Genomic DNA, 25,682 nt, shown 5'->3' on the forward strand with positions numbered 1-25,682 from the left:
ACCAGCAGTGCGTAAATATTATGGTTTCAAACCTTCTACCGCCGCCATCGCAGCTCCGACAATTCCTGCACGATTGCGCAGTTGTGCAGGCATGACGGGGGTTTCAATAGCAAGGTGTGGTCCCCACTTTTCAAACTTGCGGGAGATCCCACCCCCGATGAGGAAGGCCTGCGGGTTAAAGAGCTTTTCATATTCCGCGAGGACCTTGTTGAGCCGTTTAGTCCACTGCTTGTACTTGAGTCCCTCGCGTTCCTTCACGGCCGAGGAGGCAATTTTCTCAGCCTCGTCATCGCCCACCGTGAGGTGTCCCAGTTCGGTATTAGGGAATAGCTGGCCGTCTAGGAAGAAGGCCGAACCGATACCGGTGCCCAAGGTTAGGAAGATTACGGAGCCCTGCTTGGCGATGTCCTCTCCGTAGGCAACCTCGGCTAGTCCCGCCGCGTCGGCGTCGTTAAGCACGGCAAAATCCGCATCCAGGTAGTCCGCGAAGAGCTCTGTGGCGTTGACCCCAATCCAATCCTTGGAAATATTTGCCGCAGTCTCGACTTCCTGGTTGCGAACCACGGAAGGCAGGGTGATGCCAACGGGGCCGTCCCACTGCTTTTCCTGCACGATTTGGGCTACTACCTTGGCAACTTCATGCGGCGTAGACGGCTGTGGGGTGGCGATCTTCATGCGTTCACCCACGAATTCGCCGGTGGCAAGGTCCACCTCAGCGCCTTTAATGCCGGAGCCTCCGATATCGATGCCAAAGGAATGGCCAGAAAGAGTAGTCATGCCCGACAGTCTAGAAGAAGGCACAATAGTTGGCATGACTGAGCAGATCGATTCTCTTCAATTGCGGGATTTTGCCGTTTGTACCGCCACGCGCGCTGCGGAATTAGTTACTACGCGGCGTGCAGAACTCGTAGCCGGTGACGGCATCGCGGCGCATACCCACACCAAGTCCAGCGACGTGGATCCCGTAACGGAGGTCGATACCGCGACAGAGGAGTTCATTGCCACCACCATCCGCACCCAGCGCCCCGGGGATGGCATTTTTGGTGAAGAAGGCGCCAATGTGGAATCGACCAGTGGGGTTACCTGGATTGTCGATCCGATTGACGGCACCGTGAATTTCCTCTACGGGGTGCCGGACTACGCCGTATCCATCGGTGCAGAGTACCAAGGGCACCTCGTAGCTGGCGCAGTGGTCAACGTGGCGCGCGGGCGCACCTATGCTGCCGCAGCCGGCCAGGGTGCCACGGTAACCGGCCCAGACGGAATTGAGCACGCACTGCGGTGTGGCCAGACACAAGATCCTGCGTTGGCCTTGGTTGCCACCGGCTTTGGTTACGGAGCTGACCGGCGTGCGGCCCAAGCGGAGCTTCTTACCAAGCTTCTGCCTAATGTGCGTGATATTCGCCGCATCGGCGCTGCCGCGCTCGACCTATGCAGGGTGGCAGAGGGAACCGTTGATGCCTACTTTGAGCACGGCATCAACGCGTGGGACTTCGCTGCTGGGGCAATCATTGCCCGCGAGGCAGGTGCAGTGGTGCGCCATCCAGGCTTTGATAAAGGCTCCGCTGACGGTGAACTTACCTGGGCCGCGGGGGCAGATTTGGCCCCCGCATTCGAAAAGCTTTTAGCAGCGCACGGGGCCACGGACGCGCTGCGGGGGTAATAGTTTTCCACGCCGGCGAGCGGTGAGATGACATCTAGCCATTTGTGCTTTACTATGCGCGATCGATAAATACCCATTCCTTAAAGCAACTTGACCATTAGGGGCGTGCATTATGGCCACCGATTATGACGCACCGCGCCGGCGCGCGGAAGATGAACTCGAAACTGACTCCCTAGAAGGACTCAAAGCCGCTGAGAGCGATAGCAACGGCATGGACGATGACGGAGAAATCGTCGAAGCATTCCAGCCGCCATCAGTAGACCTCACGGGCGAGGAGCTTAATGTTGAGGTAGTTCCACGTCAGGAAAATGAGTTTACTTGCGGTTCGTGTTTCCTAGTGCAGTCCAATAAGCGTTACTCCCACGAAGAGGACGGCCAGCCAATCTGCAAGGATTGCGCCTAGAGGAATACACAGCAGAAACGAACCCCGCACTCGGCAACTTTTCACCTGCCGAGTGCGGGGGTTGTTGTAGAAGCCACCACATTTTCTGTGGTGTGCTAAGTCAATAAAGATTAGTGCTGTTCCGGAACGAAAGCGTGGAGCAAAGCCTCCGGATCCTTCGAGGCGATGAGCCAATAAGGAGTATCGTCCTCTGGATCATTGAGCACCATCATGGCGTGCTCATCCACCCAAGCGTGGGAGACCAAAAACGCTGCGGGATCGAATTGTGGACCCAGCGCATTGCGCCGCGCAGATTTGGGAACGGTGATAGACCGCGACACGACGTCGTTGGGCAACTGGGCATCTTTGACCGTGAGCCAACGCGTTCCATCCGGGTCACGCTCTACCTTGATGACTGTATTGGACCAGGTAATAAGTACCCACACTGCGATAGCGCCAAGGAGGATCGCGGGAATAATGGTCCACCACATGGAGCGGTTAAGGCCGGCAGTAGCGGAAGTAAGTGCCACGATGGCGGCGGCGAATAGCCAAAAGTACCAAGGGACCCACTGGCGTTCGCGGTAGAGCACTTGAGAGTCCACCGTGCCCTGTGCCGAAGCGGCGCTTGACGGTGCCGGAGTTGCGGAAGTAGCAGATGTATCAGACACGTTTAGTCAGTCTAGTCCACACGCGCCGCAGAATGAACCTCCCAAGGCAGGTAGGATTGGCCAGGTGACTGACTCGATTCCGCATTCTCAATCAGAAAGCCCCTTTGGGGACATTAAAGTCAAGCGCCTGGATAAGGAGCTTCCACTGCCGCACCGCGCCCACCGTGGTGACGCCGGTGCGGACCTCTATGCAGCAGAATCTCTTACCCTGCAACCCGGCGAGCGCGCCCTCGTCGGCACCGGGATTGCCATTGCGCTGCCACTAGGAACGGTTGGTTTAATTCACCCGCGCTCCGGACTAGCCGCCAAGCAAGGGCTTTCCGTTGTCAATACCCCGGGCACGGTGGATGCCGATTACCGCGGGGAGATCAAGGTCTGCCTCATCAACCACGACCGGCACGCTCCCATTGAGATCGAACGCGGAATGCGCATCGCTCAGCTCGTGGTCCAGCGCGTAGAGCTGGTGGGGTTTGCTGAGGTTGAAGAGTTGGATGACACCGTCCGCGGAGCCGGCGGCTATGGCTCTACCGGTGTGTAGTTAAAGCAGTAGAGACTCAACGAGACTTTTAGAAAGGACGTAGCACCCATGGGAATCTGGCCCTTTGGCAAGAAGAAAGACGAAGAAGAGAAGGCTCAGGAAAAGCCTGCAGCACAAAGCGAAAAGCCGGCGGACCCCACGTCCGCGGATGCAGAGGCGCAGGAGACCTATGCTCCAGTAGGCGACACCGCAGCAGATGCCGCGGCGGCTTCTGGCAATGAACCCCGCGAATTTGCACATGATGCCATCAATGGCCAGACCGGCCCCTTTGATGGAGACTCTGTCGATATCGAGACCTTTGATTTCAGCGACTTTTCCATTGGCGTATTAGATCTGGGGTCCCTGCGCATCCCACTGCCAAAGGAATCCCAGGTACAGGTGGAAATGGGCGAACAAGGCCCACGAATGCTGCACATAGTGACCAAGGTAGGCCGAATTACTCCCGTAGCCTTTGCCGCCCCACGTAAGCCAGGCCAGTGGGCAGAATCTGTGGAGGAAATCAAGGAGGGCATGAGCCGCGACGGTCTTACCGTTACTACCGAGCCAGGCCCTTGGGGTGCTGAGGTCGTGGGCAAGAACGACAACGGTCAGATTCGCGTCATCGGTGCAGACGGTCCGCGCTGGATGCTGCGCATGACCTTGGCCGCGCCGGCCGGTATGGAAGCAGACCTCGCAGACATGGCCCGCGAGGTTGCTGCCCGTACCTTCGTCTACCGCGGGGAAGACCCCATACTGGCGGGAAATGCCTTGCCGGTCATCATGCCTGAGCAGCTGGTAGAGCAGGTCAAGCAGGCCATGGACCAGCGCCAGCAAGAACAGCAGGCAGCCGCTAATGCTCAAGACCACCCAGAAAACGGCGTGGGCGGCCCCGACCCTGCGGCAGAAGCAGAGGCGGAGCAACACCTGCGCGATTTGGGCGGTACCCCACAACAGGGTGAGAATGGATCGTCCCCGCAGAATCCCGATGAGGGCTCTGCACCTAATTCCAAGAACTAGGCAAAGCAGTAAACCACGTGACACATTCTTCCTCGCCGCACCCTTCCCCGGACGCTAAGAACCTGGACTCTGAGGAGTCTGCTGCCGAACCCACGCTGCTGGAGCAGATGGGAGGCTTGTCAGGGCTCGTGTCGGCCACCTTGCCAGTCATTGTGCTGATTCCAGTCAATAACTTCTTTGGGCTGGGCCCAGCCTTGGCAGCGGCGCTCGGCGTGGCCGTTGTTATTGCACTCTGGAGGGTAATCCGGAAAGAGACCCTGCAGCCGGCCATATCGGGTTTGCTGGGAGTGGCTCTTTGCGCTGCCATCGCCTGGTTTACGGGTGATGCCAAAGGGTATTTCTTGTACGGCATCTGGATGTCGTTGGCACTGTGCATTGCCGCGGTACTATCAATCCTCTTCCGGTGGCCCGCTGTGGGCGTCATCTGGAAAGGAATTAACGGCGAGGAAATGCAGTGGCAAAAGGTTGCTCAGGCGCGCCGGGCTTATGCCATCGCTACCGGCGGGTGGGCGGTCATCTTCCTGGCCCGCTTTGTTATTCAGCGCGCCATTTATGATGCGGATGCAACCACTGCCTTAGGGGTGACCCGAATCTTGATGGGGTGGCCATTGACGCTTCTAGTTACGGCGCTGACCGTGTGGATGGTGCGCCGCGCGGATGCAGCCGTTGACGCAGCGGCGGGCACAGGTGAGCACACTAACGCAGAACGAGAACAAAAGTCTGAGGCAGAAAATGACTGAATTAACGATGAGCCGTGGCGATAGTCTTGAGGTCACCATTGACCGCATGGCGCACGGCGGGGAAGGAATTGGCCAGGCGCCGGATGGGCGAGTGGTATTCGTTCCTCGCGCTTTTCCCGGCGACGTCGTCAAAACTACGGCCGACCGTGTAAAGAAGTCGTTCATTAAGGCAGAGCTGGAAAGCGTACTAAGCCCTGGGGCGTTGCGCGTTCCATCGTCTTGTCCTGCGGCCGCGCAAGGAGCAGGCTGCTGTGATTTCGCCGAGCTGGATTCCGCGGCCGAAACCGGAATCAAGGCAGAGATCTTGTCGGAGCAGCTGCGCCGCACCGGCATTGTCACCGGCGAGGAACTGAACATTGAGCAGCACACCCTAGAGCCGGTTCGGGGATGGCGCACGCGGGTGAGGTGGGGCGTCGACAAGCAAGGGCGCGCCGGAACTCGTCAACGTCGGTCCAATGAGCTTATTACGGGCGCTGCCTGTACGCAGCTGGCTCCGGGATTGGCAGAGGGGCTCGTTGGAGAGGGCGCGCGCAGGTTTACCCCAGGCGCCGAGGTCATCGCCGTTCTCGATGGCGAGGGCAACCGCCACGTGGTAGAAACCCGCAAGGCCCCGCGCGGGCGCCGCGTGGAGACCATCCGTGAGGTGGTAGAAGGCAGCGGCAAGGTGCACGAGCATGTCGACGGGCGGACCTTTAGCTTTCCTGCTACCGCCTTCTGGCAAGCCCACAGCCACGCACCGGCTGCGTATACCGATCTGATAGCGGAGTGGCTCGGGGGCCGCGAGTACCAAGAGCACACCGCCTGGGATCTCTACGGTGGCGTTGGCCTATTCGTTCCAGCATTGGCCCATGCCGTGCAGGGCAAGGTTATCTCCGTGGACTATTCACCGGCGGCTACGGCCGGGGAACAGGCCGCCCTTGCGGACTGCGATGTGGAAGTAAAGTCCGCGAAGGTCGAGCAAGTCGCCGCCCAGCTTCCCAAGCCAGGCGCTGTAGTCCTTGATCCGCCGCGCACCGGAGCAGGGGAGGACGTGATTCGTTCCGTGGCGGCCGCTGCACCCCAGGCGGTCGTTCACGTGGGATGTGACCCCGCCACCTTCGCGCGCGACTTGGGATATTGGAACCAGCACGGATACGGAATAGAAAAGATGGCACTCATTAACGCGTTCCCCGGAACGCACCACTTTGAAACGATTGCGCTCATTACCCCTGCCTAATGAGCCTTTATGCCTCCGAGGCGGGGTGTTGAACGTTGCCGCGCTGTTCTCGGAACATTGACCGATATAATATTCACCGCCCGCCGCGGGTACGGTAGAAAAGAAGAACTAAGCACAGAAGGAGTTGAAGGCCGCTCCATGACTATCTTGGATACCATTAACTCACCGCAGGACCTCAAGGCATTGTCTGCAGACAAGCTTGAGGAGCTGGCGGCAGAGATTCGGCAGCGCCTCATTGACAAGGTCTCCGTCACGGGCGGACATCTGGGGCCTAACTTGGGCGTGGTGGAATTGACCATTGCGTTGCACCGTGTATTTGATTCTCCGCGTGAGCCCATTATTTTTGACACTTCGCACCAGTCCTATGTGCATAAGATGTTGACTGGGCGCACGGATCAATTCGATACCTTGCGGCAAAAGGATGGCCTTTCGGGGTATACGGACCGCGGCGAGTCCGAGCACGACTGGACCGAGTCCTCCCACGCTTCGGCGTCGCTGTCTACGGTTGATGGCTTGTCTAAGGCCTTCAAGATTCGCGGCGACGGCCACCACAATGTCATCGGTGTTGTCGGCGATGGCGCCCTCACCGGCGGCATGTGCTGGGAGGCGTTAAACAATATCTCTGAAGACAAGGGCCGCAATGCGGTCATCGTGGTCAATGACAACGGCCGTAGCTATTCGCCCACCATCGGTGGCATCTCTGAAAATCTTGGCCGCATCCGCTCCCAGCACGGTTATGACGAGCTCATGGAACAGGGCAAGCGCCGCCTGAAGCAAATGGGGTGGGTAGGCGAGCGTGCCTTTGATGCCTTGCATGCCATGAAAGAAGGCGTCAAGTCCACCGTCTTGCCTACCGAGATGTTCCCGGAACTGGGAATGAAGTACATCGGCCCCATCAATGGCCACAATATCGATAGCTTGGTGCATGCCCTGACTTATGCCCGCGATTATGACGGGCCCATCATTGTGCACGTGGTTACCGAAAAGGGCCACGGATTTGCCCCGGCCGTCAATGAGCCGAAGGACCAGATGCACTCCACCGGTGCTATCGATCCGGTCACCGGCGTGGCTAAAGGCACCAAGCAGCCTGGTTGGACGGCTGCCTTTTCAGAGGAGCTGTTAGCCGCTGCCGAAAAGCGCGATGACATCGTGGCCATTACTGCTGCCATGGCCGGTCCTACTGGGCTCGCTCCCTTCCAAGAGCGCTTCCCAGAGCGGTTCTTTGATGTGGGAATTGCTGAGCAGCATGCAATGACCTCTGCCTCTGGTTTGGCGCTTGGCGGAATGCACCCCGTAGTGGCGGTATATTCCACCTTCTTAAATCGCGCCGTGGATCAGGTCATTATGGATATTGCGCTGCTAAAGCTGCCGGTAACCATTGTGCTTGACCGCTCCGGAGTTACCGGTTCCGATGGCGCTTCGCACAATGGTGTGTGGGATATGGCGCTCATGAGCATTGTGCCGGGAATGCATATCGCCGCCCCGCGCGATGGCGCGCGCCTGCGGGAGCTCTTCCGCGAGTCTTTAGAGATCGAATCTGGCCCGTCCGTGGTCCGCTTCCCTAAGGGCAACCTGCTGCCAGATATGGAAGCGGTGGATACGTTGGGAGATGGCGTAGACATCCTGCACTATGGCGAAGCCGATGCCGGCGAGGACACCCCTGAGGTACTCATCGTGTCCATCGGTGCCATGTCCGCGCGCAGCATCGAGGCTGCGAAGCTGCTGGGCGAGCAGGGCGTGAACGTTACCGTTGTTGACCCGCGTTGGGTAGCGCCGGTGGCAAGCTCTGTGGTGGCTCTCGCCGCTGACCACGACTTGGTGGTTACGGCAGAAGACGGCCTTGTACGCGGCGGTATTGGCTCCATGATTTCGGAGGCCCTCAGCGCAGCCGAGGTCGATACTCCTGTGCGCCGACTCGGCGTTCCGGGTTACTTCCCTAAGCACGGCTCCCGCGGCGAGGTTTTGGAAGAGTTCGGGCTAACGCCGGAGCTTATGGCGGCGTCGATAAGCGAGTGGCTAGAAAACCTCACCGCTGATGCCAACGCGCGAGGAGAAGAGAACTAAACCTAGCCCACTAAATATTCCTAGAAAAGACCGTCCACGATAATCGGGGCGGTCATTTCTATTTGCCATTCGCGCGCGCCCTCCGCGCGCAGGAAGGCAGCGACGTCGCCAGGCTGCCGGATGGCGCCGGCGACAGAATCAGGTCCGCGGTGGCGCTTATTGGCGCGCACACCTACCTTCGCCCATACCGCTGCACGCACAGCGGCAGGGCGGATAAGAAGCTCGGAAGGCATACCGAGTTCAGCAGCGAGATCGGCGATGTCCGCGCGGATAGTTTGGTATATCTCCCATAGGTCCGGGTAGTCCTTGGCCCAGATGGTTTTGGAAGGAATCGGTTGTGGGGCGCGATGGACGCGAGGCCGCTGCTGCGGGAGAACGGCGCGCGCCTGGTTAAGCACAGCCATCCACTGGGCGGTCGCGCCCTTGCGACGGCGAGGAAATCCCTTGACTCGGGCAAGATCGCCGGCGGTGGTGGGAAGGGCGCGCGCAATTTCTACCAGCGTTTTATTCGCTAATACCCGGCCGGGCGCAGTGTCCGTGCGCCGAGCGATAGCGTCGCGCTTAAACCACAGCGCTCGAGCAGCAGCGAGCTGACTGCCGCTGCGCAAACTGGAGATGCCCTTCAGATCGCGCCACGTGTGCGGCTGGGGAGCGAAGTCTCCGGAATGTTCTTGGACTATGGCGGAAAATTCCTCTAAAGCCCAGTCCATCTTGTCTTGTTCTGCCAGAATGTCGCGCAGGGCTTCGGCTAGCTCGAGGAGCAGTTCCACATCGAGCGCGGCGTATGCCTTGAGTTCCTCGCTGAGCTGCGGGGCGGACCAGTCGGCGTCGCCGTAGCCCTTTTCCAATTCGACGTCAAAAAGCTCTGCGACCATAGTGCCCAGATTGGGCCGTTCAAATCCCGCGAGCCGCGCCGCCAGTTCCGTGTCAAAGATGGAGCCAGGAAAAAGACCGAGCCACCCGAGACAAGGCAAATCCGAATGGGCGGCGTGAATAATCCACTCCGTGCCGTTGAGCACTGGGGCAAGGGCGGCCGTGAGCTCCTCGCGGTGGCCTTCAGGGGCAAAAAGCATCGTGCCCGCGCCGCGGCGGCGAATTTGCACTACGAAGGCGCGATCATCGTAGCGATAGCCGGAGGCGCGCTCGGTATCGATGGCAAAGGGGCCCGTACCCGCGGCTAGGCGGGCTGCGGCAGCGGTGAATTCCTCCGGGGTGGCAAGAACCGGCGGGATGCCCTCGAGCGGCCGGCTGCGCAATTCTGGCATATCAGCGGCCGAGCTCGGTGACGCCCTCAGGGGGTAGTCCGGCAACGTTGGCCAATACCTGGGCAAAAGCCTGCACGTGGGGTGCGAGGTCGAGGCCTTCGGCAGTCCACGAAGCGCGCATTTCGATCTGGTAGGCGCGCGGTGGGCCGCCAATCTCGCCAAACCGCACGGACGCGGTGGAAGTGACGGTGCCGCCCAAATTGGTGTGGCCGGCACCCTCCTTTTCTAAGCCTTCGTTGAGCCATTGCCACGCCACATCGGGCAAGAGTGGATCGCCGGCTACGGCGTCGTCCATATCCGCCTGGATATAGGCCACAAGGCGCATGGCGCCCTCCCAAGCTTCCTCAGCGCCCGGATCGTGGAGCAGGATGAGGCGACCAAAGGCGTCGCCCTCTGCATCGGTGGGCACGATATCTGGGTTGTCTTCGTTTCCCACTTCGAGGCCGATTGCGTGGCTAAACGGCGCAAGGCGTTGCGGTGGGCGAATGGAGCCTAGGGTTATCTCAGGGCGCAGGTCGGCCGCGTGCATGGACTCCACTGCTTGGGTGAAAGCGGCGGGGGTAGCTGGCTCGTGGCTTTCCGCCTGCCCGTGCAAAGGGGTGGGGGCGGAGGCCTCGGCGCTGCGTGGGGTGGTCGATTCGGAATTGCTCACGACGTTCAAGCTATAGTTTCGCGTCCTCTAGCTGGGGGAGGCGCGCCGATGCGGAGGCGTGTCGTCCTCCTTATGGTCGAGAAGTGACAAGGTTTCATATCCAACTTATGATGGATGTGTTCGTTAACCCAAAGGCTTCTGCAAAGGAGAACGCAATGGCGAAGCTTGATTACAAGGAACTCAACGCGGTTCAGCAATATTCCCAGCACGCAGTTTTTAAGGTGATTCCGGGCGCGCTCGGCACCGAGCGAGCGGAGATCATCGCCCAAGCGCAGGAGTTCTTTGCCGGCGTGGAAAAAGCCGGAAAGGTAACCGTGCGCGGCATTTACGACCTCACGGCTATGCGCGATTCCGCCGACTTCATGATCTGGTGGCACGCCGAGGAATTCTCTGACCTGCAAAAGGTCTTCGGGGACTTCCGCCGCGAGACCACCCTGGGCCAGGTAAGCGAAGTGACCTGGGTGGGCAATGCCTTGCACCGTCCAGCAGAGTTCAATAAGTCCCACCTGCCCTCCTTCATCATGGGTGAGGAGCCCAAGGAGTGGATCTCGGTGTACCCCTTCGTGCGCTCTTATGACTGGTACACCATGGATGATGAAAAGCGCCGCCGCATCCTTATGGAGCACGGCATGCAGGCGCGCGACTACCCCGATGTGCGCGCAAATACCGTCCCAGCCTTTGCCCTGGGTGACTACGAGTGGATTTTGGCCTTCGAGGCGGATGAGCTCCACCGCATCGTCGACCTGATGTACTTGATGCGCTACACCGAGGCCCGCCACCACGTGCGCGAGGAGATTCCTTTCCACACCGGCCGCCGCGTCAAGGACGTAGCAGAGCTCATCGCAGTTCTGCCCTAAAAGTAACGCCGCCCAGCAGTAGCCCTGCTTGGCGACGTCCCCCCTTAGCCGCGCCCCGTCACTAGCCTGCACGTTAGGCTGCTGACGGGGCGCGCTTTCTTGTGCATGCCCCCTTAGGCGGTGCCATCTTCTACCGGCTTTTCCTCCAAGTCCAGGCAGATGGAGTTGATGCAATAGCGCAAGTCGGTGGGGGTATCGTAGCCCTCGCCCTCAAAGACGTGCCCCAGGTGAGATTCGCAGTTGGCGCACAGTACCTCTACGCGACGCATGCCTAGCGAATTGTCTTCGCGCTCAATGATTTTGTCCCCTGCGAGTGGGGAGAAGAAGGAAGGCCAGCCGCAGTGGGACTCAAACTTTTCCGTAGAGCGGAAAAGCTCGGTTCCACACGCGCGGCAAGAATAGACCCCCTCGGTGGTGGTATTGGTGTACTCGCCTACGTGGGGCGGCTCGGTGCCGGCTTCGCGCAGGACGTAGTATTCCTCAGGGCTTAAGCGCTGGCGCCATTCGGTATCGGCAATGAGCTTGAAATCGGTCATGGGCCGAGTCTAAACCGTGCTGCGCGCGGCACGCCACCAGCCGGCGACCGTAGCGAAGATTGCGACGATAAGCAGCGCCCATCCCGCCGTGGCCGTGAAAAAATTCATCCACCGACCAGCATCCGGGTGCGCTGTAGATGCCCAGGAAACGGGAGCCAAATAGAGAAAGGCCGCAAACCACGCACCCGCAGAATGGAAAACCGAACGATTGAGCACAACGGTAAACATCAATGGGAATAGCCACATGGAGTAATACTGCTGGCCAAGGGAAGACAAGAAGAAGATACCCACCATGATCGCCCCGCTTGTCGTCAGTGCCCACAAGGTCGGGTCGGAGTTGCGCCAGCGTAAAAGCCCGAGAATCGCTGCGGTCGAAAGCGCGGCAAATATCAACCACACGGTCCAATACAGTCCCGCACCAAAGTCAACGTAGGCGTGGAAGCCTGCCCAGGAAGAATTGGCATAGTCACGGGTTTCTGAGAGGTAGGGCAGGAGGTTATCCACAAAGCCGCTAGCGCCCGGCACGAGCGGCCACGCTAGAAGGTTGAGAACTACCGGTACGCCAATGCCAGTCACGAGGCTGCGCCATTGCAGCTTGACCAAGGGCAGGAAGAGCAACGGCGCAAATTGCGGCTTAATGACGATGGCCAAGCCAATGACCACGCCTGCCACCCAGCCCAGCCATGGGGTGCGCTCGGCGCGCACGAAAGCCCACAAGAACACGGCCATGCATAGCAAGAGAATGCCGTTGATATTGGTAAATGCGAGCGTATTGGTCACCGATTCCGTGACAAAGGCCAAAGCGATAGATACTGGCCACACCGCCGAAGTAAGTGTGCGGTCTACCGCAAGGGTGAGTACCGCTAGCGCTGCCACGATTGCAGCCGCGTTGGCGACGATGAATAGTCCCCGTGCCGCCGAAAAATCGATGTGCGCTAGCGGCGCGAGCAGCAGCGTCGCCCCCGGCGTATACAGGTACAGCGGGTCAACGTGGTTATAAGCCTGCTCATAGACCGGCTGGCCAGTGGACATGCGTGCCACAGCGTTATACACGGTGGTGAAATCATCCGTCGGCGTGCCATTGCGCGCGATGATGAAGACGCGATGCACAACAAGCAGGATGGCCACGGGCCAGGCGGCGGCATTGATTCGGGAATTCACGGCCCCTTAGTCTACGGCCTAGCGGGCGCGGGAATACCGCAGAAACACCGTGCCATCGTGATCGGCCGCGACATTTTCTAACTGCATGCGGCGATGGGAATGCTCGCCCTTAAACGTCGCCATGGGAGTTTCCACGCCGGTAGATAGATGTGGGTCCAGGGTCAAATACATTTGGTCGATGGCATCGACATCTACCAACTGCCCAATCATTCCTGGCCCGCCCTCACACAGCACGCGCTTAAACCCGCGGTCCTTTAAGACAGATATGTAGTCCTGCACGGTTCCTTCGCCAGCATCGCAGACTTCCGCGCCTGTGGATTCGATGGTCGCGATGCGCTTTGCGAGCTCTTGATCGTCCCGGCTGCTATGGGGGACTAGGAGGATGGGCGGGGTAGTAAAATCCGTGAAGAAGTCCGAGGTGATATCGAAATCAAGGCTGCGGGAAGGTACGGCAATAGGAGCCGGCCGCGAACCAACCCCGTTAGGTTTTACTCCGGAGTAGTCCTCTGCGCGCACCGTTTGCGCACCCACCAACACGACGTCTGCCCAGTTACGTAGAGCAGTAAAAAGCTGCCCGTCAGTGTCGTTTCCCATGTCCTTGGAAACGTGGTTCATGGTTGCCGAGCCGGTTAACGTGCTAACCATATTCGTGCGGACGGTGAATACATCACCGGAATCAGGGCCCAATAGCGAAGAGATATCCATGCCTTCCCAGTCTAGTCAAGGCACCAGATGCCCAGAACGGTAAAGCGCAGGGCGCACCCCAGACGATGGGCCTACACCAAGCGGATGAGTATTACGCCAACCAAAATTACTGCAATGCCGGCTACCTGGCGCATTGCTACGGGGGCGCCCCGCAGGCGATCGATCAGTACGGAGCCCACCATGGAACCAAGAAGGGTTGCCACCACAGTAAGCCCAGTACCAATCTGCGGTACTAAGGCCGCGTTGCCAAAGACAAACAAGGCTCCCAAGGCGCCGCCTGCCCACATCCACCATGGGTTAGCCTTACCCTCGGGACGCTCAATGCGAGGGCGCCAGCGCAAAGCAATATTGAGCACTACCAGCGCGGAAACGCCAATGCTAAAAGACACCAAAGCCGCACTAACGGGCGACCCGGTGATCTGACCAAGGTGGCCGTTAATGGCGGATTGGCTTGCGGTAAAGCAACCAAAGACAAAGCCGGCGAGGCGCCAAAGCCATAACGCCATAGCGCTGTCTTCTTGCTTCGTTGGCGCGCCGGGGCTGGCGACGATAGAAATCACTCCACCGAGGACAATTAGTGCCCCTAGGGTGCGAACTAGGGATAGTGGGGAAGTGGGGGAGTCAAATAGTCCAAAGTGGTCGACGACAAGGCCCATCATGATCTGGCCCGCGATGGGAAGGACCACGGTTTGGACCGCGCCCAGATGAGGAAACAAAAGGATATTTCCAGTAAGCGCAACCACGCCGAGCAGGCCACCGAACCAAATCCACAGCGGTTCCCCAAAGGCACGGGAAATGCCGAATTCGCCGCCGGTGACGGCTGTCGCGATGACAAGCAAAGTTATCGTGCCCACGGCAAACGAGATGAGCGAAGAGGAAAACGGCGTGCCAGTAGACGCGCGCAGGCGCGTATTAACCAGGGTCTGAACGGGTAGAACGAGTCCGGCGATAATGCCTAAGAGAATCCACAACACGTCGGGACACTTTACAGGGATATAAAGAAACCCGCCCAAGCCCCTTTGGAGTGGAGCGGTGGGCGGGAAATTGTGGTCCTAACTGGGATTGAACCAGTGACCTTTCCGGTGTGAACGGAACGCTCTCCCACTGAGCTATAGGACCTTGCGGTGGCTAAATCTACACCGCACTAAATTCAAACACCTAATTGGCTGGGCAGGAGTGCGCATCAAGGGGAGGCGGCCTGCGGTCCACTGTCTTGGGAGAATCACACCAGTGTGTTTTGGGATGGCTCGAATGTGAAAAATCGGTGCCGGAAAGAATGCCGCTGGGCTGGGGATTTGGAAACTGGCGCGGAGCACGATAATGTTTCTTCTCGCACCGCAACGGTACAAAGTTTGCGGGGCAATGCGGATGTAGCGCAGTTGGTAGCGCATCACCTTGCCAAGGTGAGGGTCGCGAGTTCGAGTCTCGTCATCCGCTCCACGCTTTTCTAAGGGTTCTCCCGTGAAGAGTGGTTCTAAATGAATAACGCGCGATTAGCTCAGTGGGAGAGCGCTTCCCTGACACGGAAGAGGTCACTGGTTCAATCCCAGTATCGCGCACAAGGACTTTGTCCTAGAAACCGGGCCTGGTTTCGCATGCGGATGTAGCGCAGTTGGTAGCGCATCACCTTGCCAAGGTGAGGGTCGCGAGTTCGAGTCTCGTCATCCGCTCCAGCACTGTATTGTGTGAGGCGGTATCGCCACGGTGGAATGGCCGAGTGGTGAGGCAACGGTCTGCAAAACCGTGCACACGGGTTCGATTCCCGTTTCCACCTCAACTTCTTAATGCCTTCGGGCATTAAGCGCGATTAGCTCAGTGGGAGAGCGCTTCCCTGACACGGAAGAGGTCACTGGTTCAATCCCAGTATCGCGCACGAGGGTCCCTTTTGGGACTCTGTAGCAAACTCCGGTTTGTTGTGCGGATGTAGCGCAGTTGGTAGCGCATCACCTTGCCAAGGTGAGGGTCGCGAGTTCGAGTCTCGTCATCCGCTCCATATAGCCACCCCTGTAACGGGGTGGCTTTTTCTATGTTTTCTTCTGCGCTTTGTGCGATACGCTTGCCTTTGCACGGTCAAAACCCTCAGCGGAGGAGGAAAGATGTTACGCGCATTAGTGGTACCGCTATTGCTTGGAGCTTGCGGCTTCGCGTCTTTTGTTTCTGGGACTGTTCTTTTCTTTGCGGGCCTTAATGCGGCAGATGCGGGTGACGGCAGCGGCAACGCGGCGTGGCCTTTGGCGCTTATCGGCGTAGGCACCACCTTGGTTATTTTTGCCCTGATGGCTTCTGGTCCGTTTTTTAATGCCCGACAAATGGAGAGCTCCTAAGGTAGGGCCCGTTCGAATTGAGTCAACTTGCCTTACATAGTGATAAATACCTCTTTTTATTGCGAAGGTGGAACTCGATCCCAGTTCAAGCCGACATATGTCTCGACGCTCTGCTTTTGTGATTGCCGCTCTGGCAAGTCGCGGGGCTAGTATGTCTGACAATTCAACTTGTGCATTTTCAACACAAAAGGAGCTATCTATGGGCTACCGCGTACCTTGGCTGCGCCGCACAGCTGCAGCAGTGGGCATGGCCGCACTGGTTTTGGGCGGGTCAATACCTGCCGCATTCGCGCACGACTCCGTTATTGGCGGTTCGGTCAAAGACGGCGACCAACTCGATGAGTTCCCTAAGGAAATCACCCTCGAGTTTTCTGGTATCCCCAAAGAGGACTTCAACACCTTCGCCGTAACCAACGTCGATACCGGTGAGAAACTTTTTAGCCAAGAACCAAAGCTCCATGAGCGGGATCTCACCATTGAGACCCCTGCGGATGTCCATCCTGGGCCGGGTAAATACCAGGTGGGCTTTCAGATCACGTCATCGGATGGGCACGCTACCCGCGGCGGTGTGGAATTTTCTGTCAAAGGTGTCCCCACCGAGAGCACCGAGGCAGCTGCTGCTGAATCATCGTCCCAGGATGAGGATGAGGGCCTGCCGACCGCGCTGAAAATCATCCTGGGTGTGGGCGGCGTTTTGGCAATTGCCGCAGTAGCTGCCCTATTTATTGCCAAGTCTCGTCGCATTGATTCGGAAGGTGAAAAATAATGTCCAAGATTTCTAGCATCGCCCTTGTGGGCTTCACTGTGGCCGGCCTCGCCCTGGCAGGTTGCTCACCGCAAAACCAAAATGATTCCACCGAGTCGAAGGTGGATGCTTCCACTAGTGTCGGGGAAACATCCTCCGCTGCGGAATCTAAAGAACTGACCTTTGAGGATGCTGTCGTGCGCGCCAATGAGGACAAGGACATGACTGCTATTTTTGGCACCTTGGTGAACCATACCGATAAGGACATCGCTATCACCGGTTTTTCCACCAGCCTCAATGCCAAGGTGAACCAGATGCATGAGACTGTCGATGGCAAGATGCAGGAAATGTCGAGCCCACTAGTAGTCAAAGCCGGCGAGTCCCACGAGCTGGCACCTGGTGGTGACCACTTCATGCTCATGGACATGGAAAACCACATCGCTCCCGGCGAATCCCTTGACCTCAAAGTGGAACTAGAGGGCGGCGAAGAGTTCGATCTGGGCGAGATCCAAACGCGTAGCATGCCTGCTGGGGATGAGGATTACGGCGATATGAAGGGCCACGAAATGTCCCACATGGAGCACGGAGATATGTCCCACAATAAGGAAGGCCACGACCACTAGTTATGTCTGGATTCAGCAGAAGGGGATTTCTTACCGGCGCTGCGGTATCGACCAGCGCCTTCGCGTTGGCTAGCTGTAATGACCAGGGTTCTTCCCCGGATGCTCAGGCAACGGATCGGCCGGCGCTTGCCGACGCCCTCGTGGCATTCGACGGCGACCATCAAGCGGGTATCGCTACCGCAGCGCAGGCCCACCTGAATTTGGTGGGGTTTGACCTTAAAAGGGGCGTCGACAAGCGGGGGTTTGCCAGCCTCATGAAGCTGTGGACCGAGGATGCCCGCGCGCTGTGCACGGGGGAGGCGCCGCTGGGCACGCTGGAGCCAGAAATGGTGCAACAGCCTGCCAACCTGACTATCACCTGCGGTCTAGGCGAAGAGGTTTTTAACCTGCTCGGAGTGGACAAGCCACGGTGGCTGGGAGATGTACGCCCCTATGAGCGCGAGGAGCTGGAAGATAAGTGGGGTCAAAGCGATCTCGTCCTGCAAATCTGCTGCGATGACCCACTGATGAATACCTACGCCCTGCGGCACATGGTGCGCGCAGGCGAGCACTATGCCAGCGTGAAGTGGTTGCAGCAGGGCTTTATTAACGCCTATGGCAGCCAGGAAAAGGGCGCCACCGCGCGCAATATGTTTGGGCAAAAGGACGGCACTGTAAACCCACGCAGCGAGGAGGACTTCGCAGCCCAGGTGTGGATTGATAAGGGCCCGCATTGGGCCAATGGGGGAACGGCGATGGTGGTGCGCCGCATCCGCATGAACGTGGATACTTGGGAAAAGCTGGATCGCTCTTCCCGCGAGAATGCTATCGGCCGCAAGCTCGATACTGGTGCCCCGCTCACCGGCGAGGACGAATTCGACGCCGTGGATTTTGACGCGGTAGATGACTATGGACTGCCGGTTATCGATAAGAACTCGCACATGGCGGTAGCCGCCCCGCCGGCCGATCATCCAGAGCAGCGCATCCTGCGCCGGCCGTATAACTATGAGCTGGCTCCCGATGGCAAGGATGGGCAGCTTTCCAATATTGGCCAGGTTTTCATCTGCTATCAGCAAGATCCCACCAAGCAATTCGAGCCTATCCAGGCCCGTTTGGATAAATCGGACCTGCTGAACGAGTGGTTGACTCATATTGGTTCGGCTATGTATTTCTGCCCGCCGGGCACCCTCACTGCCGATGGGCGCGAGTCATGGTGGGCAAAATCGCTCTGCGAGCATGCAGGGTTGTAGAATAGCTATCCGTAAATTTAAATAGCGGACGCGGCCAGGTATGCCGCCGACGCACGAGCGCATAAAGGAGCGCGATTATGGCGGAACTCATCCCCGCAGTACCGGTCAATTACGATTCCTTCACCGTGCCCGCCGGCCAGGCCGTGGGCGCAGCAATGCGAGAGCTCAACCTTCCTAATAAGGGCCCTGAGGCTGTCGTAGTCGTTCGCGGTGAGGACGGCACTCTCTTTGATTTGTCGCACACCCCAGACACGGAGTCCACCTTTACCCCGGTTGCCGCCAGCGAGGAAGACGGCCGCGCCGTCATCCGCCACTCCTGCGGCCACGTTATGGCCCAGGCCGTGCAGGCCGAATTCCCCGGCACCAAGCTGGGCATCGGCCCGGCCATTGAGAATGGTTTCTACTTCGATTTCCAAACCGCCGAGCCTTTCACGCCGGAAGATCTCAAGGCGATTGAAAAGCGCATGAAGAAGATCATCAAGGGCGGCCAGCGCTTCGAGCGCCACGTCTACGAATCTGCTGAGGAAGCGGAAAAGGCCCTCGCCGAGGAGCCCTTCAAGCTCGAGCTGGTCCAGGACAAGGGCAACGTTGACCCTGACTCCGACGAGGCCGCAGAAGTCGGTTCCGGCGATCTCACCCACTATGACAACATCAACCCGCGCACCGGGGAAGTAGAGTGGTTCGATCTCTGCCGCGGCCCGCACGTACCGACCACCAAGTACATCCCGGCTTTCACCCTGACCCGTTCTTCTGCCGCCTACTGGCGCGGCGACCAGTCCAAGGCTGGCCTGCAGCGCATTTACGGCACCGCTTTTGAGTCCAAGGAAGCGCTGGAGGCCTACCAGACCATGGTGGAAGAGGCGGAAAAGCGCGACCACCGCCGCCTGGGTCAGGAACTAGATCTCTTCTCCTTCCCGGATGAGATTGGCTCCGGCTTCCCGGTATTCCACCCGAATGGCGCGACCGTGCGCATGGAGATGGAAAACCACTCTCGCAACCGCCACGTCCAGGCTGGGTACTCCTTTGTTAACACCCCGCATATCACCAAGGGCGACCTATTCAAGAAGTCTGGCCACCTGGACTTCTACGCCGACGGCATGTTCCCGCCGATGCAGCTCGATGGCGAATATGACGAAGAGGGTAATACCGTCAAGGAGCCGCAGGACTACTACGCCAAGCCCATGAACTGCCCGATGCACAACCTGATTTTTGCATCCCGTGGCCGTTCCTACCGCGAGCTCCCGCTGCGTCTATTTGAGTTCGGTACCGTCTACCGTTACGAAAAGTCTGGCGTGGTCCACGGCCTGACCCGTGCCCGCGGCTTTACCCAAGACGATGCCCACATTTACTGCACCGAAGAGCAGCTGGAAGAAGAGCTGACCAAGGTCCTCGACTTCATCATTTCCTTGCTGAAGGACTACGGCCTGTCTGACTTCTACCTGGAGCTTTCTACCAAGGACCCGAATAAGTTCGTTGGTTCTGATGAGATCTGGGAGCGCTCCACTTCTATCTTGCAGTCGGTCGCAGAAAAGTCCGGCTTGGAGCTGGTTCCGGATCCCGCAGGTGCAGCCTTCTACGGCCCGAAGATTTCTGTGCAGGCGCGCGACGCCATCGGCCGTACCTGGCAGATGTCTACCGTTCAGTTGGACTTCAACCTGCCGGAGCGCTTCGAGCTGGAATACACCGCGTCGGACGGCACTAAGAAGCGCCCAATCATGATTCACCGTGCGCTCTTCGGCTCCATCGAGCGATTCTTCGGCGTCCTGCTGGAGCACTACGCCGGTGCCTTCCCAGCATGGCTGGCACCGCACCAAGTGGTGGGCATTCCGGTGGCTGATGAATTCTCCCCGCACCTCGAAGAGGTTGCCGCCCAGCTGCGTCAGAAGGGTATCCGCGCCGATGTGGATACCTCTGATGACCGCATGCAGAAGAAGATTCGCAACCACACCACCGGTAAGGTTCCGTTCATGCTGGTGGCTGGCGCGCGCGACGTAGAAGCTGATGCCGTGTCCTTCCGCTTCCTCGATGGCACCCAGGTCAATGGTGTGCCGGTAAAGGAAGCCGTGGAGCTCATCGCCGCATGGGTGGCAGAGCGCAACAACGAGCAGCCGACCGAAGAGCTCATCAGTGCCCGACGCTAAAGAGACACACGAAACCGACAGCTCCGCCGTCGCTGAAAACCAAGCGGTGGCGGAGACCTTCGTTGACTCAGGTGCTGGCGAGCCGGACCGTCTTGAGCGGTTATGGGCGCCTTATCGCATGGCCTATATTGCCAAGCGTTCTAAAGACCCCTTCGTGGAGGCCCCGAAGGGCAGCGATGAGGACGGGCTCATCATTGCTCGCGGCAAGACCGTCTATGCATTGTTGAACCTGTTTCCGTATAACGCCGGTCACCTCATGGTGGTGCCATATCGCAAGGAATCGCAGCTGGAGAACCTCACGCAAGAGGAATCTCAGGAGTTGATGGCCTTCGCGCAAAAGGCCGTCCGGGTGCTCAAGCGGGTTTCACGCCCAGAAGCCATCAACGTAGGGCTCAACCTGGGTCGCGCTTCGGGCGGCTCGGTAGGGGATCACCTGCACCTGCATGTGGTGCCAAGGTGGCCCGGGGATAGTAACTTTATGACTGTCCTCGATGGGACTAAGGTATTACCGCAGCTTCTGCAGGATACGCGCCGCGTGCTGGCAGAAGGATGGCGCGAGATGGAAGAGGAGGATTCGCGTGCTTAGCGTGCATGGGCGAAAGCCCGCCGCCGTGGTGGTGGAACCTATAGCCAAGGCCTTTTTGAAGCTCGGCCTGACCCCGAATGTGGTCACGGTTGTGGGCACCATGGTCACCATTGCGATTTCGGTGATCCTCATTCCTACCGGCCACCTCTTTTCCGCTGCCGTTTTGTCCGGCCTCTTCGCCGCCTTCGACATGCTCGATGGCACCATGGCGCGCTTGACCGGCAAGGCTACTGCCTTTGGCGCGACCTTGGATGCGTCCTGTGATCGCATCACCGACGGTGCATTGTTCAGTGCTATTGCATGGTGGCTGATTTATTCTGCGGATTCTTCCCGCATCACGGTTATTGCCTGCTTTGTCACCTTGGTATGTTCCCAGGTCATTTCCTATATCAAGGCGAGGGGAGAGGCATCTGGGTTTAAGATGGTCGGCGGCCTGATCGAGCGTCCCGAGCGGCTTATTTTGGGCCTGGGCGGCATTGGCCTCGAGGGCCTCGGTGTACCGCATGCCATTGAGGTAGCGCTGTGGATCTTGGCCGTTGGCTCCATCTTTACCGTGTGCCAGCGGATGGTTATCGCTGCCCGCCAGGAGCAGCAGTAGCTCATACTGCACCACCTAAAACCAGGAGGTTGTGACACCATGTGGGACAAAGAAGACCTCTCCGCGGCAGGGTACCTCGCGGGGTGGAAGGTGGTGCGCCGTCTGCCCGAGCCCATAGCGCGCACGCTTTTTCGCTGGGGTGCGGACTACGCAAGCAGCAACGGTCGCGGAATGGAAGGCTTGCGCCGCAACCTAGCGCGAGTGGTGGGCCCGGAAAACGTTACCCGCGCGTTGGTGCGCGATTCCGTGCGCTCCTATATGCGCTATTGGATGGAGGCGTTCCGCCTGCCAGCCATCCACGGCGATGCCGGGTTGCATGAGCGCTTGCTCAGCGGCTTGGAAGGCCTCGAGCATTTTGATGCTTCGGCTCAATCCGGGCGCGGCACCATTTTGGCGTTGCCGCATTCCGGCAATTGGGACATGGCGGGTGTCTTCCTCGTTGGCCATTATGGGCAGTTCACCACCGTTGCGGAGCGCCTTAAGCCCGCAGTGCTTTTCGACGCCTTTGTGGACTACCGCGAAACCCTTGGCTTTGAGGTTCTTCCCCTCACCGGCGGCGAAGCCTCGCCTTTTGCTCGCCTCAAAGAGGTGCTGGAAGCCGGTGGCGTGGTATGCCTGTTGGCTGAGCGCGACCTGACCCGAAGCGGCGTTACCGTGGATTTCATGGGGGAAGAGGCTAATATGGCCGCAGGCCCCGCGCAGCTTGCTATAGAGACCGGCGCCGCCCTGCACGTGGTGCACTCGTGGTTTGAAAGCGAGGGCTGGGGGCTCTCTGTGTCTCCTGAGCTCGAGGTAACGGATCTGCAGGAGACAGCTCAGCGCATGGCCGATGGCTTCGCTGCTAATATCCGCCGCCACCCAGAGGATTGGCATATGCTGCAGCCGCAGTGGAATGTGGACATTGAGCGGCGTCGGCAAGCGCGGGCGGGCAAAGAAGCCCGCAATGCTCGCCACACTGGGCCATCGCAGGAAGGGGAGAGCTAGTGCGCATAGGAATCGTATGCCCCTACTCCTTCGATGAACCAGGCGGAGTTCAAGCCCATATCCTTGATCTAGCCACAGTTTTCATTGAGCAAGGGCACCATGTACAGGTCATTGGCCCCGCTGCGGAATCCACCCAGTTGCCGGATTTCGTAATCAAGGGAGGGCCGGCTTTCCCCATTGCGTATAACGGTTCGGTGGCGCGCCTGTCCGTGGGACCCCACGTCACACGCAAGGTAAAGCAATTCATCAAGGAGGGCGACTTCGATGTCTTGCACATCCATGAGCCTAACTCCCCGAGCTTTTCCATGACCGCGTTGGCCGTGGCCCAAGGCCCGCTGGTGGCGACGTATCACGCTTCCGCGTCGAGCTCCTTGGTGTTGACTTTGGCCAAACCTTTCCTCGTTCCCTTTTTGGAAAAGATCCGCGGCGGCATCGCGGTATCCGATATGGCGCGGCGGTGGCAGGTGGAGCAATTGGGCGGAGACCCGGTCCTTATTCCCAACGGCGTGGATACGTCGGTTTACGCGCAGGCTCGGCGCCGCAGCCCGGCTAAGGCCCCCGGCGATCCCCTGGAAGTTGTCTTCTTGGGGCGGTTGGATGAACCGCGCAAGGGCCTCGATATCCTACTGAGCGCGCTCCGCCAAGTACACCACGATATCCGCGTGACCATCATGGGCGGTGGTCGCGCCCGCGAGGTCGAGGGCGTGGATTTTGTAGGCCGGGTAAGCGACGCCGAAAAGGCGGAAATCCTGGGCCGCGCCGATGTCTACGTGGCCCCAAATACCGGCGGCGAAAGCTTCGGCATCGTGCTGGTAGAGGCTATGGCGGCCGGCGCGGCTGTTGTTGCCTCTGACCTCGAGGCTTTCCGTGCGGTGTGCAATGCCGATTCCGACGAGGTTGCCGGCGCGCTGTTCCGCAACGAAGACAGCGAGGATCTGGCTCGTGTCCTCAACGAGGTGCTTGATGACGCCGAGTATCGGGCCCAGTTGGTGCGCAATGGCGTCCAACGCGCCAGCACCTATGACTGGGACCATGTAGCGGCGGCCGTGATGCAGGTCTACGAGACTGTCCAAGACGGCACCAAGGTGAGGGTAAAGCGTTGATGACCATTGAAATCGCCCTAGTCCTCTTCCTACTTATCATCGTAGGTTTGTGGGCGCTTTTTACCGCCCAGCGGCTTAACTCGCTGCACATCCGCACTGATGCCTCGCTGGCCCAGCTGCAGGCGGCACTTGACCGCAGGGCAGCGGTGACAGCGGCGGTCGCACCATCGCTTGCGGCGCTAGCTCAGCGAGCAGAGTCTACTGAGCTCTATCAAGGACACTTCGAACCGCGCACGATGGCCGAGCGGGAACTATCTGCCGCCATAGTGAGGGAGTTTCCCGCGGACCGTCGCCCTGCCGCGCTTGCCGACGCCGAGGGCCGCATCCAACTTGCCCACCGCTTCTACAACGAGGCGGTCAGCGACACTCGCGCGCTGCGCCTGCGCCCTGCGGTACGCCTCTTTCATCTGGGTGGCACCGCAAAACTGCCGGAATATTTTGATTATATGCTGGCCGAGTAGGCAGCAGTTCTACCTCAAGATTTAGGACGCAAGTGCGTGCCGGCCGCGTCGGCGTCGGAATACCGGCTTCGCCTCGGTGTTAGCAGCCGCGCCATCCACCGGGGAGGAAGGCGCCTGTCGCTGCTGCAATTCTGCCTGCTCGATCTTTGAAGCCAGGGCCACCTCGACTGCAAACCAGACAAGTCCGATAATGGCCATGACAACGATGAGGATATTGCGGGCTACCAATAGGTAGACGGCGAACATGTTCTCGCCCACGTGGTTCCAGATGTAGTCATAGTTGAATGGGTAGACCAAGGTTCCCAGCACAGCGGCGATGATGGTACAGCCTGCTAACAAGGCTTGGAATATCTGCAAGGGGGCGAATCCTTGCGGCAGGCGCTGGCGGATCACCACGGCAAGCAAGGGGCCCAGCCAGACGATGTATTGCGGGGAGAAAACCTTATTCGTCGCGATAAGAAGCAGGACCATAACGGTAAAAAACGCCATGGTCGTGCGGGTGGTCCATCCGCCGGCGCACAGCCGGTACAGCGCCCAGCCCACTGCGAAGACGAGCATGGCAATGGTGCCGATAGTGCTCCAGGTCATTGCGGTATCTACGCCAGGCCCGGAAATTTCAAAGCTCTTGGACGGCGCGTAGCCCAGGTGCCACCGCCCTGGAGTGCGATGTGCCTGCAACAACAGGAACGTCGCCGGGATGGACTCCAACTGGAGACCGCGCACGCCCTGATAACTCAGCGGTGAAAGCAGGCGGTCGGTACCGGAGGCGGCAATCGTGACGGTGCAGACCGCGACGATGGTGCAGAAGAAGGCAAGGAGGCGCTGCCAGGTTGCGGATCTGTTGAAGCGGCCCACTAAGCCGGCAGCGAGGACTCCCGGCCAAAGCTTCATCGTGGTGGCAAAGCCCAGTACCGCCGAGGCGATGAGCGGGCGGGTAGCTAGAAGGGCAGCTGCCCCGGCCACGGCTAGGGCGGGGAATATATCGAGACGCCACACAAAGGTGTGGCCAGCTGCGGTGCCAAAGAGGACCCAGAACCAGGCGGCCTGGAAACTGCGCGGTTGAGTCGGGTGGTGGCGCAGAAGGAGGGCTAAAAAGGCGGCGTCCACTAGCAGGGTCATGATGGTGAAGCCGATATAGAATGCGGTGATATTCTCACCGGTGAGCCACCCCAAAAGCACCGTGGGCCACGTGCCCGCGTGAGGGTATTCGGTCATTTTTGTCGGGTCATCGCCAAAGCGTCCAGCAAAATAATATGCGACATCGCCCCTGGGATTGTGGTTAATCTTGAGTAGGTAAATAAGGACAAGGCGGGCGATGACCCACCCAATCCATACTGCTGGAACAGAAGCGATGCGTTTCACTCGAAAGACTTTATTCAATGCGCGCCTACTTCGGTAGCGGACATAGTTTCTTCTAGAAAATTCCTCCACTTTTGCGCCCAGAA

27 protein-coding genes and 7 tRNA genes are annotated in these 25,682 nt (G+C 59.0%); 24 read left to right on the forward strand and 10 right to left on the reverse strand.

What is annotated here, in order from left to right:
* Positions 1–18: 18 nt before the first annotated feature.
* Positions 19–777 carry a polyphosphate--glucose phosphotransferase gene (ppgK, locus tag I6J28_RS07380; protein ID WP_204608767.1) on the reverse strand — a complete coding sequence of 253 codons (759 nt, stop codon included), beginning with the start codon at positions 775–777 and terminating at the stop codon, positions 19–21.
* Here ppgK and I6J28_RS07385 point away from each other — a divergent pair.
* On the forward strand, positions 776–1,663 hold the full coding sequence (locus tag I6J28_RS07385; RefSeq protein ID WP_204608770.1) for an inositol monophosphatase family protein: 888 nt from the start codon (positions 776–778) through the stop codon (positions 1,661–1,663). The genes ppgK and I6J28_RS07385 overlap by 2 nt on opposite strands.
* Positions 1,664–1,775: 112 nt before the next feature.
* Entirely contained in the window at positions 1,776–2,066 is a 291-nt protein-coding gene (locus I6J28_RS07390; RefSeq protein ID WP_204608773.1) for a DUF4193 domain-containing protein, read from the forward strand.
* A gap of 110 nt (positions 2,067–2,176) precedes the next feature.
* Here I6J28_RS07390 and I6J28_RS07395 read toward each other — a convergent pair whose 3' ends face one another.
* Complete coding sequence (locus tag I6J28_RS07395) at positions 2,177–2,713, reverse strand: DUF3093 domain-containing protein (protein WP_370658399.1); 537 nt, start codon at positions 2,711–2,713, stop codon at positions 2,177–2,179.
* Between the two features lie 64 nt (positions 2,714–2,777).
* Here I6J28_RS07395 and dut point away from each other — a divergent pair, with 64 nt between their 5' ends.
* The 5 genes from dut to dxs all read left to right on the forward strand — a co-directional run bounded on the left by dut (position 2,778) and on the right by dxs (position 8,267).
* Positions 2,778–3,251, forward strand: a complete 474-nt coding sequence (gene dut, locus I6J28_RS07400; protein ID WP_204608775.1) for a dUTP diphosphatase — start codon at positions 2,778–2,780, stop codon at positions 3,249–3,251.
* A 48-nt stretch (positions 3,252–3,299) separates the two neighbouring features.
* Positions 3,300–4,247 carry a DUF3710 domain-containing protein gene (locus I6J28_RS07405; RefSeq protein WP_204608777.1) on the forward strand — a complete coding sequence of 316 codons (948 nt, stop codon included), beginning with the start codon at positions 3,300–3,302 and terminating at the stop codon, positions 4,245–4,247.
* 17 nt (positions 4,248–4,264) lie between these two features.
* Positions 4,265–4,987 carry a DUF3159 domain-containing protein gene (locus tag I6J28_RS07410; protein ID WP_204608779.1) on the forward strand — a complete coding sequence of 241 codons (723 nt, stop codon included), beginning with the start codon at positions 4,265–4,267 and terminating at the stop codon, positions 4,985–4,987.
* On the forward strand, positions 4,980–6,203 hold the full coding sequence (locus tag I6J28_RS07415; protein ID WP_204608781.1) for a class I SAM-dependent RNA methyltransferase: 1,224 nt from the start codon (positions 4,980–4,982) through the stop codon (positions 6,201–6,203). The genes I6J28_RS07410 and I6J28_RS07415 overlap by 8 nt, the downstream gene beginning before the upstream one ends.
* Before the next feature lie 138 nt (positions 6,204–6,341).
* A complete protein-coding gene (gene dxs, locus I6J28_RS07420; RefSeq protein ID WP_204608783.1) occupies positions 6,342–8,267 on the forward strand; it encodes a 1-deoxy-D-xylulose-5-phosphate synthase in 1,926 nt (641 codons plus the stop codon).
* 20 nt (positions 8,268–8,287) lie between these two features.
* Here the strand turns inward: dxs and I6J28_RS07425 are convergent, their stop codons facing one another.
* Positions 8,288–9,532 (reverse strand): HRDC domain-containing protein, encoded by a 1,245-nt coding sequence (locus I6J28_RS07425; protein WP_204608793.1) that lies wholly within the window; start codon positions 9,530–9,532, stop codon positions 8,288–8,290.
* Between the two features lies 1 nt (position 9,533).
* Entirely contained in the window at positions 9,534–10,193 is a 660-nt protein-coding gene (locus tag I6J28_RS07430) for a DUF3000 domain-containing protein (RefSeq protein WP_005325015.1), read from the reverse strand.
* A gap of 146 nt (positions 10,194–10,339) precedes the next feature.
* Here I6J28_RS07430 and hemQ point away from each other — a divergent pair, with 146 nt between their 5' ends.
* Complete coding sequence (gene hemQ, locus I6J28_RS07435; protein WP_204608795.1) at positions 10,340–11,041, forward strand: hydrogen peroxide-dependent heme synthase; 702 nt, start codon at positions 10,340–10,342, stop codon at positions 11,039–11,041.
* A 113-nt stretch (positions 11,042–11,154) separates the two neighbouring features.
* Here hemQ and msrB read toward each other — a convergent pair whose 3' ends face one another.
* The 5 genes from msrB to I6J28_RS07460 form a co-directional block, all read right to left on the reverse strand.
* Positions 11,155–11,577 carry a peptide-methionine (R)-S-oxide reductase MsrB gene (msrB, locus tag I6J28_RS07440; protein WP_005325013.1) on the reverse strand — a complete coding sequence of 141 codons (423 nt, stop codon included), beginning with the start codon at positions 11,575–11,577 and terminating at the stop codon, positions 11,155–11,157.
* A gap of 9 nt (positions 11,578–11,586) precedes the next feature.
* Positions 11,587–12,738: a glycosyltransferase family 87 protein gene (locus I6J28_RS07445; RefSeq protein WP_204608797.1), complete on the reverse strand. Its 1,152-nt coding sequence runs from the start codon at positions 12,736–12,738 to the stop codon at positions 11,587–11,589.
* Between the two features lie 18 nt (positions 12,739–12,756).
* Positions 12,757–13,443: a pyrimidine reductase family protein gene (locus tag I6J28_RS07450; protein ID WP_204608800.1), complete on the reverse strand. Its 687-nt coding sequence runs from the start codon at positions 13,441–13,443 to the stop codon at positions 12,757–12,759.
* Between the two features lie 71 nt (positions 13,444–13,514).
* Positions 13,515–14,417 (reverse strand): DMT family transporter, encoded by a 903-nt coding sequence (locus tag I6J28_RS07455; protein WP_204608803.1) that lies wholly within the window; start codon positions 14,415–14,417, stop codon positions 13,515–13,517.
* Positions 14,418–14,490: 73 nt separating this feature from the next.
* Positions 14,491–14,562: transfer RNA gene (locus I6J28_RS07460), tRNA-Val, on the reverse strand.
* Between the two features lie 245 nt (positions 14,563–14,807).
* Between I6J28_RS07460 and I6J28_RS07465 the strand changes: the two genes are divergently transcribed.
* The 16 genes from I6J28_RS07465 to I6J28_RS07540 all read left to right on the forward strand — a co-directional run bounded on the left by I6J28_RS07465 (position 14,808) and on the right by I6J28_RS07540 (position 24,237).
* Positions 14,808–14,883 (forward strand) — tRNA-Gly (locus I6J28_RS07465).
* Positions 14,884–14,930: 47 nt separating this feature from the next.
* Positions 14,931–15,002 (forward strand) — tRNA-Val (locus I6J28_RS07470).
* 38 nt (positions 15,003–15,040) lie between these two features.
* Positions 15,041–15,116: transfer RNA gene (locus tag I6J28_RS07475), tRNA-Gly, on the forward strand.
* A 30-nt stretch (positions 15,117–15,146) separates the two neighbouring features.
* Positions 15,147–15,217: transfer RNA gene (locus tag I6J28_RS07480), tRNA-Cys, on the forward strand.
* A 27-nt stretch (positions 15,218–15,244) separates the two neighbouring features.
* Positions 15,245–15,316 (forward strand) — tRNA-Val (locus tag I6J28_RS07485).
* Between the two features lie 44 nt (positions 15,317–15,360).
* Positions 15,361–15,436: transfer RNA gene (locus I6J28_RS07490), tRNA-Gly, on the forward strand.
* A 103-nt stretch (positions 15,437–15,539) separates the two neighbouring features.
* Positions 15,540–15,767 carry a hypothetical protein gene (locus I6J28_RS07495; RefSeq protein WP_204608806.1) on the forward strand — a complete coding sequence of 76 codons (228 nt, stop codon included), beginning with the start codon at positions 15,540–15,542 and terminating at the stop codon, positions 15,765–15,767.
* Between the two features lie 199 nt (positions 15,768–15,966).
* Positions 15,967–16,533: a copper resistance CopC family protein gene (locus tag I6J28_RS07500; RefSeq protein ID WP_204608809.1), complete on the forward strand. Its 567-nt coding sequence runs from the start codon at positions 15,967–15,969 to the stop codon at positions 16,531–16,533.
* On the forward strand, positions 16,533–17,135 hold the full coding sequence (locus I6J28_RS07505; protein ID WP_204608812.1) for a copper chaperone PCu(A)C: 603 nt from the start codon (positions 16,533–16,535) through the stop codon (positions 17,133–17,135). The genes I6J28_RS07500 and I6J28_RS07505 overlap by 1 nt, the downstream gene beginning before the upstream one ends.
* Positions 17,136–17,137: 2 nt before the next feature.
* Positions 17,138–18,364, forward strand: coding sequence for a Dyp-type peroxidase (locus tag I6J28_RS07510; RefSeq protein WP_204608815.1), 1,227 nt, complete (start codon positions 17,138–17,140; stop codon positions 18,362–18,364).
* Positions 18,365–18,441: 77 nt separating this feature from the next.
* Positions 18,442–20,505 carry a threonine--tRNA ligase gene (thrS, locus tag I6J28_RS07515; protein WP_005325005.1) on the forward strand — a complete coding sequence of 688 codons (2,064 nt, stop codon included), beginning with the start codon at positions 18,442–18,444 and terminating at the stop codon, positions 20,503–20,505.
* A 46-nt stretch (positions 20,506–20,551) separates the two neighbouring features.
* A complete protein-coding gene (locus I6J28_RS07520) occupies positions 20,552–21,091 on the forward strand; it encodes an HIT family protein (RefSeq protein WP_204611430.1) in 540 nt (179 codons plus the stop codon).
* Entirely contained in the window at positions 21,084–21,689 is a 606-nt protein-coding gene (gene pgsA / locus I6J28_RS07525; RefSeq protein WP_204608817.1) for a phosphatidylinositol phosphate synthase, read from the forward strand. The genes I6J28_RS07520 and pgsA overlap by 8 nt, the downstream gene beginning before the upstream one ends.
* A 39-nt stretch (positions 21,690–21,728) precedes the next feature.
* A complete protein-coding gene (locus I6J28_RS07530) occupies positions 21,729–22,673 on the forward strand; it encodes a phosphatidylinositol mannoside acyltransferase (protein WP_204608819.1) in 945 nt (314 codons plus the stop codon).
* The gene (locus I6J28_RS07535; RefSeq protein WP_204608821.1) at positions 22,673–23,776 is read left to right on the forward strand and encodes a glycosyltransferase family 4 protein; all 1,104 of its coding nucleotides are present in this window, start codon (positions 22,673–22,675) and stop codon (positions 23,774–23,776) included. Before I6J28_RS07530 ends, I6J28_RS07535 begins: the two co-directional genes overlap by 1 nt.
* Complete coding sequence (locus tag I6J28_RS07540; protein WP_179386583.1) at positions 23,776–24,237, forward strand: hypothetical protein; 462 nt, start codon at positions 23,776–23,778, stop codon at positions 24,235–24,237. The genes I6J28_RS07535 and I6J28_RS07540 overlap by 1 nt, the downstream gene beginning before the upstream one ends.
* A 21-nt stretch (positions 24,238–24,258) precedes the next feature.
* Here I6J28_RS07540 and I6J28_RS07545 read toward each other — a convergent pair whose 3' ends face one another.
* Entirely contained in the window at positions 24,259–25,452 is a 1,194-nt protein-coding gene (locus I6J28_RS07545; protein ID WP_239454580.1) for a DUF2029 domain-containing protein, read from the reverse strand.
* Between the last annotated feature and the right edge of the window lie 230 nt (positions 25,453–25,682).

Origin of the sequence: Corynebacterium tuberculostearicum, from assembly GCF_016894265.1 — a bacterium.
GTDB lineage: Bacteria > Actinomycetota > Actinomycetes > Mycobacteriales > Mycobacteriaceae > Corynebacterium > Corynebacterium tuberculostearicum_D.

Bases quoted from the DNA above. Each gene is read 5' to 3' on its own strand.
- I6J28_RS07385 (WP_204608770.1), top strand. From the start codon at position 776: ATGCCCGACAGTCTAGAAGAAGGCACAATAGTTGGCATGACTGAGCAG.
- ppgK (WP_204608767.1), bottom strand. From the start codon at position 777: ATGACTACTCTTTCTGGCCATTCCTTTGGCATCGATATCGGAGGCTCC.
- I6J28_RS07390 (WP_204608773.1), top strand. From the start codon at position 1,776: ATGGCCACCGATTATGACGCACCGCGCCGGCGCGCGGAAGATGAACTC.
- I6J28_RS07405 (WP_204608777.1), top strand. From the start codon at position 3,300: ATGGGAATCTGGCCCTTTGGCAAGAAGAAAGACGAAGAAGAGAAGGCT.
- I6J28_RS07415 (WP_204608781.1), top strand. From the start codon at position 4,980: ATGACTGAATTAACGATGAGCCGTGGCGATAGTCTTGAGGTCACCATT.
- dxs (WP_204608783.1), top strand. From the start codon at position 6,342: ATGACTATCTTGGATACCATTAACTCACCGCAGGACCTCAAGGCATTG.
- I6J28_RS07425 (WP_204608793.1), bottom strand. From the start codon at position 9,532: ATGCCAGAATTGCGCAGCCGGCCGCTCGAGGGCATCCCGCCGGTTCTT.
- hemQ (WP_204608795.1), top strand. From the start codon at position 10,340: ATGGCGAAGCTTGATTACAAGGAACTCAACGCGGTTCAGCAATATTCC.
- msrB (WP_005325013.1), bottom strand. From the start codon at position 11,577: ATGACCGATTTCAAGCTCATTGCCGATACCGAATGGCGCCAGCGCTTA.
- I6J28_RS07450 (WP_204608800.1), bottom strand. From the start codon at position 13,443: ATGGATATCTCTTCGCTATTGGGCCCTGATTCCGGTGATGTATTCACC.
- I6J28_RS07495 (WP_204608806.1), top strand. From the start codon at position 15,540: ATGTTACGCGCATTAGTGGTACCGCTATTGCTTGGAGCTTGCGGCTTC.
- I6J28_RS07500 (WP_204608809.1), top strand. From the start codon at position 15,967: ATGGGCTACCGCGTACCTTGGCTGCGCCGCACAGCTGCAGCAGTGGGC.
- I6J28_RS07505 (WP_204608812.1), top strand. From the start codon at position 16,533: ATGTCCAAGATTTCTAGCATCGCCCTTGTGGGCTTCACTGTGGCCGGC.
- I6J28_RS07510 (WP_204608815.1), top strand. From the start codon at position 17,138: ATGTCTGGATTCAGCAGAAGGGGATTTCTTACCGGCGCTGCGGTATCG.
- thrS (WP_005325005.1), top strand. From the start codon at position 18,442: ATGGCGGAACTCATCCCCGCAGTACCGGTCAATTACGATTCCTTCACC.
- I6J28_RS07530 (WP_204608819.1), top strand. From the start codon at position 21,729: ATGTGGGACAAAGAAGACCTCTCCGCGGCAGGGTACCTCGCGGGGTGG.
- I6J28_RS07540 (WP_179386583.1), top strand. From the start codon at position 23,776: ATGACCATTGAAATCGCCCTAGTCCTCTTCCTACTTATCATCGTAGGT.
- I6J28_RS07545 (WP_239454580.1), bottom strand. From the start codon at position 25,452: ATGACCGAATACCCTCACGCGGGCACGTGGCCCACGGTGCTTTTGGGG.